The 15,218-nt window shown below is 51.0% G+C and carries 14 protein-coding genes; 10 read left to right on the top strand and 4 right to left on the bottom strand.

Going from position 1 to position 15,218, the window contains the following annotated elements; genetic code table 11:
• Positions 1–251 precede the first annotated feature (251 nt).
• Positions 252–1,163, top strand: coding sequence for a pseudouridine-5'-phosphate glycosidase (locus SE18_RS08915; protein ID WP_054534097.1), 912 nt, complete (start codon positions 252–254; stop codon positions 1,161–1,163).
• A 22-nt stretch (positions 1,164–1,185) separates the two neighbouring features.
• The gene (locus SE18_RS08910) at positions 1,186–1,803 is read left to right on the top strand and encodes a DUF3105 domain-containing protein (protein ID WP_054534096.1); all 618 of its coding nucleotides are present in this window, start codon (positions 1,186–1,188) and stop codon (positions 1,801–1,803) included.
• Positions 1,804–1,871: 68 nt separating this feature from the next.
• Here the strand turns inward: SE18_RS08910 and SE18_RS08905 are convergent, their stop codons facing one another.
• Positions 1,872–3,599 carry a glycoside hydrolase family 99-like domain-containing protein gene (locus SE18_RS08905; RefSeq protein ID WP_054534095.1) on the bottom strand — a complete coding sequence of 576 codons (1,728 nt, stop codon included), beginning with the start codon at positions 3,597–3,599 and terminating at the stop codon, positions 1,872–1,874.
• A gap of 702 nt (positions 3,600–4,301) precedes the next feature.
• Here SE18_RS08905 and SE18_RS08900 point away from each other — a divergent pair.
• The 7 genes from SE18_RS08900 to SE18_RS08870 all read left to right on the top strand — a co-directional run bounded on the left by SE18_RS08900 (position 4,302) and on the right by SE18_RS08870 (position 11,607).
• Positions 4,302–5,525 (top strand): branched-chain amino acid ABC transporter substrate-binding protein, encoded by a 1,224-nt coding sequence (locus tag SE18_RS08900; protein ID WP_054534094.1) that lies wholly within the window; start codon positions 4,302–4,304, stop codon positions 5,523–5,525.
• A 100-nt stretch (positions 5,526–5,625) separates the two neighbouring features.
• Complete coding sequence (locus SE18_RS08895; RefSeq protein ID WP_236706838.1) at positions 5,626–6,792, top strand: branched-chain amino acid ABC transporter permease; 1,167 nt, start codon at positions 5,626–5,628, stop codon at positions 6,790–6,792.
• Positions 6,793–6,805: 13 nt separating this feature from the next.
• The gene (locus tag SE18_RS08890) at positions 6,806–8,557 is read left to right on the top strand and encodes a branched-chain amino acid ABC transporter permease (protein WP_054534093.1); all 1,752 of its coding nucleotides are present in this window, start codon (positions 6,806–6,808) and stop codon (positions 8,555–8,557) included.
• A gap of 10 nt (positions 8,558–8,567) precedes the next feature.
• Complete coding sequence (locus tag SE18_RS08885) at positions 8,568–9,383, top strand: ABC transporter ATP-binding protein (protein WP_054534092.1); 816 nt, start codon at positions 8,568–8,570, stop codon at positions 9,381–9,383.
• Between the two features lie 177 nt (positions 9,384–9,560).
• Entirely contained in the window at positions 9,561–10,268 is a 708-nt protein-coding gene (locus tag SE18_RS08880; RefSeq protein ID WP_054534091.1) for an ABC transporter ATP-binding protein, read from the top strand.
• Positions 10,265–10,639: a cupin domain-containing protein gene (locus SE18_RS08875; RefSeq protein WP_054534090.1), complete on the top strand. Its 375-nt coding sequence runs from the start codon at positions 10,265–10,267 to the stop codon at positions 10,637–10,639. The genes SE18_RS08880 and SE18_RS08875 overlap by 4 nt, the downstream gene beginning before the upstream one ends.
• Positions 10,640–10,740: 101 nt before the next feature.
• Positions 10,741–11,607, top strand: coding sequence for a hypothetical protein (locus SE18_RS08870; protein WP_054534089.1), 867 nt, complete (start codon positions 10,741–10,743; stop codon positions 11,605–11,607).
• Positions 11,608–11,949: 342 nt separating this feature from the next.
• On the opposite strand, the gene SE18_RS08865 is transcribed toward SE18_RS08870, so the two are convergent.
• From SE18_RS08865 to SE18_RS08855, 3 genes are read right to left on the bottom strand one after another with little or no spacing between them, the layout of a single operon-like run.
• Complete coding sequence (locus SE18_RS08865; RefSeq protein WP_054534088.1) at positions 11,950–12,966, bottom strand: lysylphosphatidylglycerol synthase transmembrane domain-containing protein; 1,017 nt, start codon at positions 12,964–12,966, stop codon at positions 11,950–11,952.
• Positions 12,963–13,880 carry a glycosyltransferase family 2 protein gene (locus tag SE18_RS08860; RefSeq protein ID WP_054534087.1) on the bottom strand — a complete coding sequence of 306 codons (918 nt, stop codon included), beginning with the start codon at positions 13,878–13,880 and terminating at the stop codon, positions 12,963–12,965. The genes SE18_RS08865 and SE18_RS08860 overlap by 4 nt, the downstream gene beginning before the upstream one ends.
• A 38-nt stretch (positions 13,881–13,918) precedes the next feature.
• Entirely contained in the window at positions 13,919–14,554 is a 636-nt protein-coding gene (locus SE18_RS08855; RefSeq protein ID WP_054534086.1) for a TetR/AcrR family transcriptional regulator, read from the bottom strand.
• 96 nt (positions 14,555–14,650) lie between these two features.
• Here SE18_RS08855 and SE18_RS08850 point away from each other — a divergent pair, with 96 nt between their 5' ends.
• Entirely contained in the window at positions 14,651–15,202 is a 552-nt protein-coding gene (locus SE18_RS08850; RefSeq protein ID WP_054534085.1) for a peroxiredoxin-like family protein, read from the top strand.
• Positions 15,203–15,218 lie beyond the last annotated feature (16 nt).

Genomic DNA, 15,218 nt, shown 5'->3' with positions numbered 1-15,218 from the left:
ATGAATAGTTTTTTTTGCCACGAATTGCCCGAATTCCCCGAACCATGTTCCGCTAGCCAAGAGCCTATCGCCCATAGCCTCGTTCCTTTTGGCCTTTTGATTTGCGCTTTCTCGTTCTTGAGTAACTTGCGTTAGAATATTAATTTAGGACTATTGGCACGCATGGAGAAGATGTAGTTATGGTATAGTTTTGTTTCGATTGAGGTGATCGAGGCTGACTACTTATTTAACCGCCACAGAAGGAATAGATTGTGACCAACTTAATTCTCGCACCTGAGGTGCAAGCAGCTTTTGCCAATGGCCAACCAGTGGTGGCCTTGGAATCAACAGTTATTAGCCATGGCCTGCCCTACCCGCATAATCGCGAAATTGCCTTGCAACTTGAAGCAACCGTGCGTGCGGCAGGAGCTGTGCCAGCCACGATTGCCGTAATTCAGGGGGCAGTCCATGTTGGGCTAACCAACGAGCAAATTGAGCATTTCGCAACCGCAAAGGATGTGCTGAAACTAAGCCGCCGCGATATTGGCTATGCAGTGGCGAATGGCCGCGATGGCGCAACAACCGTCGCCGCAACCATGGCCATTGCTGGCTTGGCTGGCATTCAGGTATTTGCAACTGGCGGCATTGGCGGCGTGCATCGGGGTGCGCGCGAAAGCTGGGATGTTTCTGCTGACCTTGGCGAATTGGGCAAAACCCCAGTTTTAGTGGTTTGCGCAGGCGCAAAATCGATTCTCGATTTGCCAGCAAGTTTAGAAGTGCTCGAAACTTATGGCGTGCCCGTGGTTGGCTATACCACCGAAGAGTTGCCAGCCTTCTATAGCGCTCATAGCGGTTTACACTTGGGCCGCAAGGTTGATGATGCAGCCCAAGCAGCAGCAACCTGGGCCGCGCATCGGGTCTATGGCGGCGGCAGCGGCATGGTTTTGGCAGTGCCACCACCAGTCGAAAAAGCGCTTGATCCCCAATTTGTTGAAGCAGCCATTGGGCGGGCAATTGCGCAGGCCGACGCAGCAGGCATTCGGGGCGCAGCAGTTACCCCATTCTTGCTCAGCGCCATGGCGCGCGAAACCGAAGGCGAAAGCATCGCCACCAACACCGCGTTACTTAATAATAATGCTCAAATTGCTGCTCAAGTAGCAGTTGCTTTGTTCCAATCAGTTTAATCTATTTCAAGGAGTTCTTCGCATGTCTCAACCTCGTCGTGGTCGTCGCCAAGTGAGCCAAAAATCGCAGTTGCCGTTAGTTTTCGGCATCGGTGCTGTAATCTTGGTGCTTGTGGTGGTTGGTGTTATATTCCTGAATCGGGGAAATGGCAATGAAATTGAAAAGGTGACGGTTGCTGAAGGAACGACAGCGCCCTCAACGACTGGGGTTGTTCAAGAATTACCCGATGAAGGCCAACAACACGTTGCCGATGGCACGAAAGTCGAATACAAACAAAACCCACCAACCTCTGGCAGCCACTGGGCTGGCCCTGCTCAATGGGGGCTTTACCAAACCAATCCACCAGAAGATGAGCGGATTGTGCACAACATGGAGCATGGCGGGGTGATTATTTGGTTCAAGCCAAGCGTCACCAGTGCTGCCGAAAACGAGCAATTGGTCAAATTGTTTACCGCCTTGAGCGCCGAACAATATCGCACTATTTTGGTTAGCCGCGAAAATATGGATACCAAAATTGCCTTGACTGCTTGGAACCATCGCCAATTGTTGGATAGCGTTGATGAAACTGCAATTCGAGCCTTCTTTGATGAGTATATTCTCAAAGGCCCCGAATGTGTCAACATGCGCTGCCCTCAATAAACTTGGTTAAATCAAGCCGCGCCCACTTCGTTATGTGAAGCGGGCGCGTTGTAATTTAATGCTATTGCTTAGTTGCCGTAGCGCCAACGGCGATAGTGTTGGCCAACGTTGCCCATCTCTACTTGAAAGGCAGCAGAGTTGGTTGGGGTATAGGTCAAAATCCGGCGTTCGAAGGCTTGCACCAACATCCAGGTTTCGCTGCCACCAAGTTTGGCCCGCATCCAATAGGCATCGCTCAGCGGATAGCCGAAAGCAAAGACCCAATCGATAACTTGGCCTTCAACGAAGCGGCCATTTTCATAGACCGTCCCACGTTGATTCATAAAATTCCAGAAAACATCGGGAATATTATGACTGGTTTGGCTGACAAACTTGGCGTTGGTTACCACGCTTGGCGCATCAATCGCGCTGGTGGTTGCATCGCGTTTGAGTTGGGTAGCGATGGTTTGGCCAGTTTTGTCAGGCTGAGCACCCAAAACATCACGCAGCGAGCTATAGCCTGGCGCAACATCGTTAATCGCCCGTGGGTCGCCGCCCAATGCTTCATCGGCGGGAATGCGTTGCTCGAACGAGCTATCGCCAATTTGCACTTGGCCGCGAATCATTTCGACTACCAACAAGCCGTTGGTTACAAACCACGGCTGGCTACGGTCGCCATTGGGATTATTAACTTCCATGCGCGATTTGTCGAAGTATTGAACCAAGCGCGTACTGCCACCGTATGGCTCGTATTGGCCTTTGGCGATTGCTGGCCCCCAAACCCATGAGCGGTTGCTACGCGCATCTTGGACTGGCTTATCGGTGCGTTGCCAAGTTTTCTCAAAGTTGGCATCTGCAAAGCCATCAGGAATCGTCGGCACATTATTTTTGAAGGCATTGATTTTTTCGCGCGAAATATCAAGGTAGAGGTTGCCATAGCTTTGGCTTGGCTCAAGCTGGCTGCCTTCATACCATTCATTCCAGCTGGTCAGAATCACCGCCCGCGCCTGATAATTCATGGCCGTATCCCAGCCAGCGCGGTAGTAGTTGCCGTTCTCGCGGTCGCGCAAGTGGCCGTTGCGATAGAGCAAATCATCATAACCAGGCATAACAGTTGCCACAAATGGTTTGTTACTATTGCGGCGCGTGTTATAGTCGCGCAAATTGCGGCTATAGGAACTCATGGCATCGCCTTGTTTGCGTTCCCAGGTAATATCGAAAAAGTGGAGCGCATCGAAGACATCCAAGAGATTGAAATTGACCCCACCGCCGAGCCAAAATTGATTACGATTGGGATCAACGCGATTGCGCAAATCAGTCCAATCATTCAATGAGCCACGGCCACCGGGCAAAATCGTATCGTTCCAGAAGATGAAGACTGGCTTGCCATCCCAATGCCAGTAGGCACTACTTTTGGCAAGGTCAGCCATTTCGCGCATATTATCGACAATTGCTTGAGTTGAGCCAAGCGTGCCATCGGCCACCGGATCAACGCTGAAGGCGATGTTGAAATTGCCTTCTTGCTCAGCGAGTTGCAGCAAACGCGCACAGGTATAGCGCCACGTACAAATAAAGCCATCGATGCCAGCATTTTTGGCTTGGCGAATCTGGTTGAGCATGGTGCTATCGCGGTCGCTTTCGTAAAGTTCGAGTGGGCGATCGCGAATCTTATCGAGATACCACGTTTGGCTACCCCACCAGCCATAATAGTAGGCAAAAACCGGGCGCGAAGGCTCGGCAGCACTGGTTGCGGGCGAGTTGGAGGGAATGATGGTTAGGCTTAGGATCAAGCCCAGCAGGAGAAGAATCCGTCGCATGTTTGCTCCTTTCGTCCACTGCGACTCAGGTGTTCTTATTGTACAAGCAAAATGGAGATTTAGGAGTCCGTTTGGTATGATCCACGAAGATCACGAAGCAACACGAAGGCCGAAACCGCGAAGGACGCGAAGATCGCGAAGAACGTCAAGCTCCATGTGGAGAGCATAGCCCTTCATCCTTCATCCCTCATCCTTCATCCTTGCCGTTGGCCACAGATTGCACAGATTATGAGGATTATGCTCCACTAGCACATAGCATAAAGCCCATAACCCACATTCTCTCATTCTCTGCGCCGCTGCGTTAAATGCTGATCCACGAAGAATACGAAGATGAGGCTATGGGATTTGGGCTAGTGGCTATGGGCTTTTGACTTTACGCTCTGTTCTCTGTTCTTTTGACTTCTGACTTTTGCCTTTTGATTTGGTATTTCATCCTTCATCCCTCATCCTTCATCCTTTGATTGTCCTACCTCGATTGTTTGACAAAACCATGGTCGTTGTGTACACTACCGCCCTATAAGTCCCTCTACTTTCTCCCAATCCAACCCGCTACCATTGCAGGTAGCTCGTCGTTCAATGATTGCACCTTAGAGTTCAATGTGGCTTTTAAGGAGGTTCATGCCTCATCACTAAAACCATGTATGGCTTTGGGCTAGCCAGTTTTAGGCTTTCCTCGGGTTTAAACAAGGAGCAACTGGAATTATGAAACGTTTTCTTTCATTCTCGCTCGTCTTGACCATGATCATGGTAATTTTGGCCGCATGTGGTACTGAAACTGGCGGAACAGCCAAAACCACCGTCACGATTGTTAGCAGCTTACCTCGCACCGGTTCCTCAAAAGGACAAACAGATACCATCGTAAACGCCATTAAGATGCGTTTAGAAGAAGACAAATATGCCGCGTGCAATGGTAATGTTGAAATCAAGTATGAAGATCTTGATGATGCAACCGCAGCCAAAGGTGCTTGGGACGAAACCAAAGAAGCAGAAAACGCCAATGCTGCTGCCTCAAACAAAGATGTGATGGTTTACATTGGGACTTTCAACTCAGGTGCAGCCAAGATTGCGATTCCAATCTTGAACAACGCAGGCATTGTGATGATCAGCCCAGCCAACACCTACCCTGGCTTGACCAAGGAAGGCAAAGGCGCTGAAGGCGAACCAGCAGTCTACTATCCAAAAGGCACCCGCAACTACACCCGGGTTGTGCCAGCAGACGACTTGCAAGGTGCAGCCGCAGGCAATTGGGCCAAAGAATTGGGCGTAACCAATGTTTACATCTTGGATGATACCGAGTTGTATGGCAAAGGGATTGCTGACGTATTCGCTGCTACCGCAGAAGCAAACGGCATCAAAATCGCAGGCCGCGATAGCATCGATTCAAAAGCCAGCGACTACAAAGCCTTGATGTCGAAAATCGCCGCCACCAACCCCGATATGATCTACTTCGGCGGGATTACCCAAAGCAACGCAGGCCAATTGGTCAAAGATATGCGCGCTGCTGGCATGACCGCTGATAAAGTCAAGTTCATGGGTCCAGACGGCATCTACGAACAAGCCTTTATTGATGCAGCTGGCGCTGATAACGCTGAAGGCGTCTACGCAACCTTCGGTGGGGTTCCACCATCGAAGCTTGAAGGCAAGGGTGCCGAATGGTACAACGCCTACAAAGCCAAATTCAACGCCGAGCCAGAAGCCTACGCTGCTTATGGCTACGATTCAACCAACGTTGCCTTGGCTGCAATCAACAAATCATGCGATAGCATCAACCGCGAAACCATCTTGAAGAACGTCTTCGCAACCAAAGATTTCGATGGCGTGTTGGGCAAATGGGGCTTCGATGCTAGTGGCGACACGACATTGACCCAAATGAGCGGCCAACAAATCAAGAATGGCGCATTCGAATTTATTCAAGTCCTCAAATAAGTTTGCATACCGTTTCCAAGGGACGATCAATCGATCGTCCCTTTCCCCTGTGTGGATTATCGTCACCAGCCCCTTGCTGGGTACATAGGAATAACGCGCTATGGCAGCATCTCAAACTCCATCGTCGCCGCAGGCGGCTCCGCTTGTACCACGAGAGCCATTTCTGACCAAGCGACGGGCATTTTCGATTGTCGGCCTGATTATTTTCCTCGGATTCTTTGCCATACCCATTTACCAAACGATTTTACTTGAGATGTGGGATAGCCCGCGACAGCTGACCCAGCAGATCGTCATTGGCTTGACCAAAGGCACCTACATTGCGGTAATTGCGCTTGGCTATACCTTGGTATATGGGATTTTGGAGTTGATCAACTTCGCCCACGGCGATTTGTTTATGATCGGCGCATTTCTGTCGTTGATCTTTATTAGTTTGTTTGGCTTAGACCCCAAAACCAGCTCAGGCATTACGATTTTTTTCTCGCTGCTTGGGATTTTGGGCTTGGTGATGCTCTGCACCGCCTTCTTGAATGCAGGAATTGAGCGCTTTGCCTATCGGCCATTGCGCAATGCTCCGCGTTTGGCGCCCTTGATTTCAGCAATTGGGATGTCGTTTGTGCTGCAAAATGTTGGGATCTTCCTTGGCGATGGCCTGATCTGGGATAAAATTGCAGATGGGCTTGGCTCAGATGCAATTGGGCGGGTTGCCGATGCGATGGGTACTCAATCAGTTGCCCCCAAGAACATTCCCGACTTGTTGCCTAACGGCCAAGTCTTTTTTATTCCCGATAGTTTGAAATATACCTATAAAGATTTGCTGGTAGCCGTTGTAAGCCTTGGGTTGCTAGCGGGATTGTATTCGTTTGTACGTTTTACCAAGCTTGGTAAGGCGATTCGGGCAACCGCACAAGACCGTGACGCAGCACGTTTGATGGGCATCAACGCCGACCGCACCATCTCCGTAACCTTCCTTATTGGTGGCGCGTTGGGCGGTGCTGCCGGTATGATCGTTGGTCTCTACAACGGGACTGCTTTATTTAGTATGGGTTTTACCGCTGGCTTGCTCTCGTTTACCGCAGCAGTGCTTGGTGGCATTGGCAATATCCTTGGTTCGGCTTTGGGTGGTTTGCTGATTGGCTTGATCCTCGCTTTGAGCGATCAATACATTGGGACACGCTGGTCGAATGCGGTGATTTTCGCCATTCTTGTCTTGATTTTGCTCTTCCGACCAACTGGGTTGCTCGGGCAAGAAGGTGGCCAAAAAGCCTAGAAACGAGGATTGTATGCCAAATACAAAGCGCTATTTAACAACTGGCGGGGTTGGCTTTGCGGTCGGGACATTCTTCTTATGGAATTATCCCAACCTTGGGCTTGGCGCAGCACTGCTTGGTGGTTTGGTGATTGCCGCACTCTGTTTGCTCTACAGTGCGCCATTGCCCGATATGATTAAAGCTGGCTTGATTGCTGGGATGTTCGGCGCGGTCATGACGATTGTTTATGGCACGCATAAACCTGGGGTGGCGATTATTGCTGGGATGCTCAGTGGGTTGGGAGCAGGCTTGTTGGCCTTTCAACGTAGCCCACAAGCCAATCCCAAGAAAGCAGCAATCTTAGGGGCGGAGGCAGGGGCAATTGCCGGGGCTTGGACAGGCTTAGCCCTGTTTGTTATGGCCTTTGTGATTGCGCCCGCTGCTGGGATTAGTGCTGGCGATTTTGCTGAGCATTTATCCGAAACGGTGATTTTGGCCGATACGCTAGGCTTAGGCAGCGATATTCTGATTTTGCTGTTTGCCTTTGGCTTTTCGACCCTGACCGGCGCACTCTTGGGGGCCGCTGCTTGTGCTGCCCGCAGTTTGCCATTGCGCCCGAATATTCCATTATTGGCGGTTATCGCCCTACCAGTGCTCTTGATTCCGCTGATCGATCGGGCTGGCAATTTGCTCTTGCTCGATGCCTTGATTCCAATTTATATCTTTATTCTCTTGGCCTTGGGCTTGAATATTGTGGTGGGTTATGCTGGCTTGCTCGACTTAGGCTATGCAGCCTTCTTCGCGATTGGCGCCTACACCACAGCGATGCTCTCATCGCCGCACCTTGGGATCAACCTAAGTTTTTGGTTGGTGATTTGGGTGGCAGCGGCGGTGGCAGCGATCGCAGGCTTAACCTTGGGGGCGCCGACGTTGCCCTTACGCGGCGACTATTTGGCGATTGTGACGCTTGGCTTCGGTGAAATTGTGCCAATTCTGTTTCGGAGCCTTGGTGGCGGCCCGCCTGGTGGCACCTTAACCTTGCGCTTCTTTGGGATGCCAATTGGGATTGAGCAAGTTGACTTAACTGGTGGTAATAAAGGGATTAACCCAATCTCGCCGCCCCATTTGCCCTTGATTGGCGATTTCGAGCCATCGAACAAAATTCCATGGTATTACCTGCTCATTGTGATCATGGGCTTGGCGATTTTCTTTATCAATCGCCTGCGTGATTCACGCCAAGGCCGCGCTTGGATGGCCATGCGCGAAGATGAATTGGCCGCCGATGCAATGGGCATCAACGTAGTACGAACCAAATTGCTGGCCTTCTCAATGGGTGCAATGTTCTCGGGCTTTGGTGGCGCGTTCTATGGCGCATTCATCGGGGCAATCTTCCCAAGCTCGTTCGACTTTAGCGTCTCGATCATCTTGTTGTGTATGGTGATTCTTGGCGGCTTGGGCAATATGACTGGGGTGATTGTTGGGGGCTTGTTGATTCAGGGCGCCGATAAGATGTTTATTCCCAAAGGCGCTGAGTTGTTTCGGCGGATTGCTGAAACCAAGGCACGAGCCGAGGACACGAGTACGGTTGGAGTTTCAGCGCTGCAAGATCTAACTCAACAACGCTTGTTGCTGTTTGGGATTGTGTTGGTGGTGATGATGCTCGTCCGCCCTGAGGGCCTCTTGCCCAACGAACGCCGTAAAGCCGAACTGCATCCCGATGACGATACGATCAATAGCAATAGTGTTGCAGCCGAGGCGGAAGCTGATCCGTCGTTGGCGGCGTAGGAGACCTGCTATGGCACCCTTGCTGCAAGCTCGCGGCATTACCAAGCGATTTGGTGGCCTAACCGCCGTGAGCGATGTTTCATTTGAAATTGAAAAAGGTTCGATTGTTGGGCTGATTGGCCCCAACGGCGCTGGCAAAACTACCTTCTTCAATATGATCACTGGTTTGTATACACCCAGCGATGGCGATATGATTTTCAATGGTCAACGGATCAATGGCACTAAGCCCAGCGAAGTGACCAAACTTGGGATTGGTCGCACCTTCCAAAATATTCGCTTGTTTGCGCATATGACGGCGTTGGAAAATGTGTTGGTTGGCCAGCATTGCCGCATGCATACTGGCTTGCTAGGCACGCTGTTTCGCACACCCAGCATGCGCGCCGAAGAAAAAGCCGCTCGTCAAAAAGCCTTTGCGTTACTCGAATATGTTGGTTTGGGCCGCAATAGCGCCGATGAAATGGCCAAAAATCTGCCCTATGGCGATCAACGCCGTTTGGAAGTGGCGCGGGCATTGGCAACCGATCCCAAATTGTTGTTGCTCGATGAGCCAACCGCTGGCATGAACCCCAAAGAAACCGATGCCTTGACCGAGTTGATCTATCGGGTACGTGATGAGCGCGATCTGACTGTGCTGCTGATCGAACACGATATGAAAGTGGTCATGGGCATTTCTGAACGGGTAACCGTGCTTGATCGCGGGATTAAAATTTCCGAAGGCTTGCCACGCGAAGTCCAAACCGATCCCAAGGTGGTCGAAGCCTATCTTGGCACTGGCCACGCGGCCAAGGGCAAAGGCGGCGGCGCTCCGGTATTTGATAAAGCGTAGGCTTGGGGATCGGTTGTTAGGGGTTGGGGATCGAGTTTGGAACCACAAAGGATATGAAGAACGCTAAGGTTCTGGGCAAGGAACTTGATAACTAATTTCTCTGACTCCCACTTGGCCCCTGAACCCTATGCTCTATGTTCTATGTTCTATGTTCTTTCAACTATAAGGACATTCGCGATGTTGCAACTGCAAAATGTACATACCTATTATGGCAACATTCATGCGCTCAAGGGGATTTCGCTGGAAATTAATCAAGGCGAAATTGTAACCCTGATTGGCTCGAATGGTGCAGGCAAAAGCACAACCTTGCGCACTATTTCTGGCATTACGCCGCCGCGAACTGGCCAAGTGCTGTTTGAAGGCAAGACCCTGAATAGTGTTCCGGCGCATAAAATTGTTTCGCAGGGCATTTCGCAATCGCCAGAAGGGCGGCGGATTTTCGCCAACCTGACAGTGCGCGAAAACTTAGAAATGGGAGCCTTTACCCGCAACGATAAGGCCGAAATTGCCAGCGATATGGATCGGGTGTTTGAGCTATTTCCACGCTTGAAAGAGCGGGTTGCTCAACGTGGCGGCACGCTCTCTGGCGGCGAACAGCAAATGTTGGCGATTGGCCGAGCACTTATGTCGCGACCTCGCTTGCTCTTGCTCGATGAGCCATCGATGGGCTTGGCTCCAGTGTTGGTTGACCTGATTTTTGAAATTATTCAAAATATCAATAACCAAGGCACCACCATTTTGGTGGTCGAGCAAAACGCCTTGATGGCCTTGGGTATCGCCCATCGCGCTTATGTGCTGCAAACTGGCGTCATTGTAAAAGCTGGCGATGCGGCCACCTTGCGCGAAGACGAAGACGTGCAAAAGGCCTACTTGGGGATGGAATGAGCGAACAACCTTATGTGGCCCAGCTCCGCGATCAAACCGAGTTTGTTGCTGGCGATGGCTGCCACCTACGCGAACTGCTGCACCCAGAGCGCCATCCAGTCGCGCTTGGCTATAGTTTAGCCCATGCCTATGTTGAAGCTGGTGGTCGAACTGCCGATCATGTGCTTGAACAATCTGAGGTATACTACATTATCGCTGGTCGTGGAACGATGGTGCTTGATGGTCAAGCCCATGCAGTCGAAGCTGGCTCGTACTATTATATTCCGCCCCGTTGTTCACAATGGCTGCGCAATGATGGCGAGCAACGCTTAGAGTTTTTATGTATCGTTGAGCCGCCCTGGACGGCGGCAGGCGAAACCATTACAGAGTAGCCTCGCTGATGAGTCTTAAGGCGCGGGTCTTCCCGCGCTTTTTTGGTGTCTCTGTTCCAACCAGCATCGAGCTTTTTAGTGACACACCAAGGTGGAACACGATGGTTTTTGGATTAACCGCTTTAGCAGTAGTGGCCTATTCTGGATTGTCGCTGCTGTTCAAGGCCCTCGCCAGTCGGACGCGTCCGGCCCAAATGGTTTATGCCTCAAGCGTGATCGCAACGATCTGTGGGCTAATTTATTTTATCGCTAGCGGCGAATCGTGGTCGTGGCCTGCGGCAATTTTGGCCTTTCTGGCAGGCGTAACCTTTTATTTCGCCACAATTGCCCGCGCCAAAGCGCTCGAACATTCGCCAGCCTCGTTGGTTTTTGCAATCAGCAATTTGGATTTAGTGATTGCTGGGGTGGTGATTTTGCTCTTGCCCGCAGCCTGGAATGCGCTGCAATTTGGCTCGGTCACAATCAATTTGCCTTCGCAGGCTGGCAACCCAACTATTGGCAATGTATTGGCCTGTATCTTAACTGCAATCGCCGTGTTGATTGGCGCGCAAGTTAAGGGCAGCGAAACCCTGAGCAAAGCGACCTACGTTTGTTTGGGTTTGTTAGTCATTTCGAGCTTTGCCGCCGTCACCTATGCCCGCAATTTCGGTGCTCAAATTGGCTTGTTGATGTTTGTTGATTTTGCTGCTGGCGTAATTCCTGGGCTACACCTTACGCCCCAAGTGCGGCGTCACGAGTGGGGTTGGGGCGCAGTGGTTGGCTTGGTAACCTTTGGCGGCTTTATAGCAATGATGCATGCCCAAGCGTTGTCCGATGCGGCAACCTTGCCATTTGTGCTGCTAGCAATCAACCTCAAAACCCCAATTACCGCGATTATCGCCGTGCCATTGTTCCGCGAGCAATTAACCGCGCGCAAAATCATCGCTGTAAGCTTGGCAACCCTCGCCTTATTCATTTGGCAAATTTAATCTTAGGGATCCGGGGGTGGGAGTTGTTGAAACCGCGAAGAGCGCGAAGGCCACAAAGATTGGATTTTATGCTTAAAAACAATTATGGGTTATTCGTGCTCTTTCGTAGTTCCAAATCTACAATCCAACGAATCTGTGCAATCTGTGGCTCAATATTTAACCCAGAGGCGCAAAGGGTTGAGAACTATGGGCTGAAGGCTTTGAGCTAGCGGAACCCATATTGGCATTTGCAATGAATCCCCAAGAGCCAATAGCCCATTCCCCTTCGTGCGCTTCGTGTCCTTCGTGGTTCCCGTAACTAGCCAATTCCCCTTCATCCTTCATCCCTCATCCTTTGCAAACCTACTCTTCGGCAGTTGCTAAATCGGTTTTGAGCAAGGCATCGCCCAACGGGTAGCGCAACGAAACCAAGAAGCCCAGCACCACATTAATCACATTTAACACCAAAAAGAGAGTTGAGATGCCAAGCGCTAGGCTAGTAGCTTGCTCGCTGCTAAAGCTACCGCCAGCAACTGGCACCATCTGGCCAGTCTGGGCCAAATTGGTCATAATCAAAATCATCACTACATCGCGAATCCCAATCCCAGCTATCGAAATGACGCTGACCAACGAGATAATCGCAATCATGGCCATATACGGGCCAATATCAATCTTGACCCCAGTTGCCAGAAACAACAAATAGAGCCGCACAAATGTCCAGCCCAAGGTCAGGAATGAAAACAAAACCAAAGTCACGATGCGGCTCAACGGCATATGCAACACGCGATCTTTCAAGCCAGCCTTGACCGCAAGTTGGCGCAATTTGGCAGGCACGACCACGGGCAAGACTTTGGTGCTAAACCAGCGCCGCAAACCAGCACTAGCCAAAATCGCCACCCCAACCACCACACCCAACAGCGAGGCGATAATCAACAGTTGCACATTGCCTGGCAAAAAGGTGCGATAAAAATACAAGCCTGAGCCAGCAATAATTCCCATAATCGCTACATCGAAGAAGCGATCAACCACAATTGAAAGCAAGCTTGGCCCCAAGGGATGGCCCTCGCGGCGCAAATACCATGCCTTCACTGCATCGCCGCCCTGCCCAGGCGTGACCGAGCCAACAAAAATCCCCAAGGTATACAGCAACGAGGCAAACCATGGGCTAATGTTGATATTCCAGCCTTGCAAAATCAAGCGCCAGCGCCAACCCTTGGAATAGAGAAAGGGAAACACCAGCACAACCGAAGCCCCAAACAGCAATGGATCGGTCGTCCGAATCACATTCCAAATACTCGTCAGATCGTTGGTTGCCAGAAACCAAATCAAAATTGCTGGCCCCAACGCCGTCAAAAGCCCATTGATAATTCTTTTTTTCATTGGCGAATCCGTTCAAAGCGCAGGGCCGCAATTGTTTCGGCCAGCAAGCCAAAACAAAAGAAAAACATGGTTGCAATCAAGCAAAACAACGCCGTCGGCGGTAAATGCAACCAGTTATTATCGTTCAGCGCGCCAAGCACATACGAAATAATACATAGCACAAAGAAAAAGCCACTAACTGGCATAAACACCCGAATTGGATTAAACAGGCTGATAATCCGCAAAATAATGATCGTAAATTTAAAGCCATTCTTCAGCAGCTTTTGCTTGGAGCGACCACCTTGGCGGCGTTGCATGGCGATTGGCTCAAAGCGCACATGATAGCCAGCTTTGGCAAAGGCTAAGGCACTAGTGGTTGGCCACGAAAATTGGTTTGGTAAGAGGTGAATATAATCAAGCAAAATTGAACGTCGAAAGGCCCGAAAGCCCGAGGTTAAATCCTGCATTTCCATGCCAGTCAGATACGAGCCTAAGCCATTCAAGGCGCTATTGCCCAACCAACGTAGCCAATTTTCTTGGCCTGCCCGCGAACGAGCGCCAATCACCATATCGTAAGCGCCGATATAGCTCAGCAGGCGTTCGATGTCGGCAGGGTTGTGCTGGCCATCGCCATCCATAATAATCACGATTTCGCCAGTTGCGGCGCGAACCCCAGTTTTGACCCCAGCGCCGTTGCCAATGTTATAAGGACGGGTGATCACCCGTGCGCCAGCCTCGGTGGCAATTTCCACCGTGGCATCGTTCGAATGATCATCAACCACGATAATTTCAAGTTCAGGGTAGCGTGTGCGAACCTCGCGCACCACCCCGCCAATTGTTGCGGCTTCATTAAAGGCTGGAATCACAATGCTCACCGTCCAAGGAAACGGTGATGACGTTGTGGTTTGAGCACTTGCAAGCGTTGTGCGTTCCACAGTTGAACCTCCGGAGAGGCATTGTACCAGAAACTAGCCTAGCGCAAACGCGCTGCTTGTGGCCATACTTGCAGCGCATTCGCCACAATTGCTTGCAGTTGGCTGGTGCTCGCTCCCAAGCGCGCTTGCAACGACATGCCTTGCAACACACAAACGAAAAATTGGGCTAATTCTTCAGCATTGGTCGTAGCTGGTAGCTCGCCCATTTGCACGCCCAAAGCCACTAATTCGTCGATTTTGCTCATCCGTTGCTGGCAGCGCTGCACAATTGCTTGCTCAATTTCATACGAATCGTAGGTTGCTGAAATACTCGCTAGCACAAAACAGCCAGCTGGATAGGCTGCATCGCTGAAGGCTTCAGCTGCCCGTTGCAACAGGTGGCTCAGCATTGCTCTGGGCGAGCGTTGATCGCTTGGGATGGCGTAGACATAGGCGCCGCGCGTGGCCAAATAATGGTCAATCGCCTCAAGGAAAAAGGCCTGCTTGCTGCCAAATGCTGCATATAAACTCGGCGGGTTAATCCCCAAACAGCTCGTCAAATCAGCCATCGAGAGTGTTTCGTAGCCGTGTTGCCAAAATTGGCGCATTGCACACTCCAAGGCATTGGTGCGATCAAATTCGCGTGGGCGGCCACGCCGTTGGGTACTCGTATTTGAAAATTCTTGCTCTGCCATCACATCCCCTTGCGTTGAGTATTTATTGCTATTATACTATTCTGTAATATCCACTACATAATTAGTATAACGAATTTCGGAGTAAGGAGCAAGCTGATGCCACGTTATCAAGCAGGCCAAACGATCGATCCACGGCATTTGATGAGCATCGCTGATCAAGCCATTAGCATTCCCCACCAGCAGCAATTGACTCATCTGCAATTTCGACGTTTTGCAGGCTGCCCGATGTGCAATCTGCATATTCGGGCATTTATTCAGGGCCACGCGGCGCTCGCTGAAGCTGGAATTCAAGAAGTTGCGGTCTTTCATTCCTCGAAAACTGCTATGTTTGCCAGCCATGCAACGGCTCCATTTGCCCTCATTGCCGACCCAACCAAAAAACTGTATGCAGCTTTTGGCGTCGATAGCTCAATTTGGGCGGTGCTGCACCCGAAATCGTGGCTGCCAGCACTCAAAGGCCTGTTCAAGCATGGAGCAGGCACGCCCGAAAAAGGCCAAAACCCGCTGGGCCTGCCCGCCGACTTTCTGATTGCTCCCGATGGCACCATTGTGGCCTGCAAATATGGAGTGCATGGCTACGATCAATGGTCGCTGAGCGAGGTCTTGCAATTAGCTCAGCACTATCAGCAACGCAGCGTGGGCCACTAAAACAACCAACCGCCCT

It is taken from the genome of Herpetosiphon geysericola (genome assembly GCF_001306135.1).
Taxonomy (GTDB): domain Bacteria; phylum Chloroflexota; class Chloroflexia; order Chloroflexales; family Herpetosiphonaceae; genus Herpetosiphon; species Herpetosiphon geysericola.
Note: the sequence above shows the minus strand (reverse complement) of the source record. Positions and strands in the feature narration are given on the sequence as shown.

Coding starts and splice junctions, on each gene's coding strand:
- SE18_RS08870 (WP_054534089.1), top strand. CDS start 10,741: ATGGTTTTTGGATTAACCGCTTTAGCAGTAGTGGCCTATTCTGGATTG.
- SE18_RS08875 (WP_054534090.1), top strand. CDS start 10,265: ATGAGCGAACAACCTTATGTGGCCCAGCTCCGCGATCAAACCGAGTTT.
- SE18_RS08885 (WP_054534092.1), top strand. CDS start 8,568: ATGGCACCCTTGCTGCAAGCTCGCGGCATTACCAAGCGATTTGGTGGC.
- SE18_RS08865 (WP_054534088.1), bottom strand. CDS start 12,966: ATGAAAAAAAGAATTATCAATGGGCTTTTGACGGCGTTGGGGCCAGCA.
- SE18_RS08880 (WP_054534091.1), top strand. CDS start 9,561: ATGTTGCAACTGCAAAATGTACATACCTATTATGGCAACATTCATGCG.
- SE18_RS08855 (WP_054534086.1), bottom strand. CDS start 14,554: ATGGCAGAGCAAGAATTTTCAAATACGAGTACCCAACGGCGTGGCCGC.
- SE18_RS08905 (WP_054534095.1), bottom strand. CDS start 3,599: ATGCGACGGATTCTTCTCCTGCTGGGCTTGATCCTAAGCCTAACCATC.
- SE18_RS08900 (WP_054534094.1), top strand. CDS start 4,302: ATGAAACGTTTTCTTTCATTCTCGCTCGTCTTGACCATGATCATGGTA.
- SE18_RS08850 (WP_054534085.1), top strand. CDS start 14,651: ATGCCACGTTATCAAGCAGGCCAAACGATCGATCCACGGCATTTGATG.
- SE18_RS08895 (WP_236706838.1), top strand. CDS start 5,626: ATGGCAGCATCTCAAACTCCATCGTCGCCGCAGGCGGCTCCGCTTGTA.
- SE18_RS08890 (WP_054534093.1), top strand. CDS start 6,806: ATGCCAAATACAAAGCGCTATTTAACAACTGGCGGGGTTGGCTTTGCG.
- SE18_RS08910 (WP_054534096.1), top strand. CDS start 1,186: ATGTCTCAACCTCGTCGTGGTCGTCGCCAAGTGAGCCAAAAATCGCAG.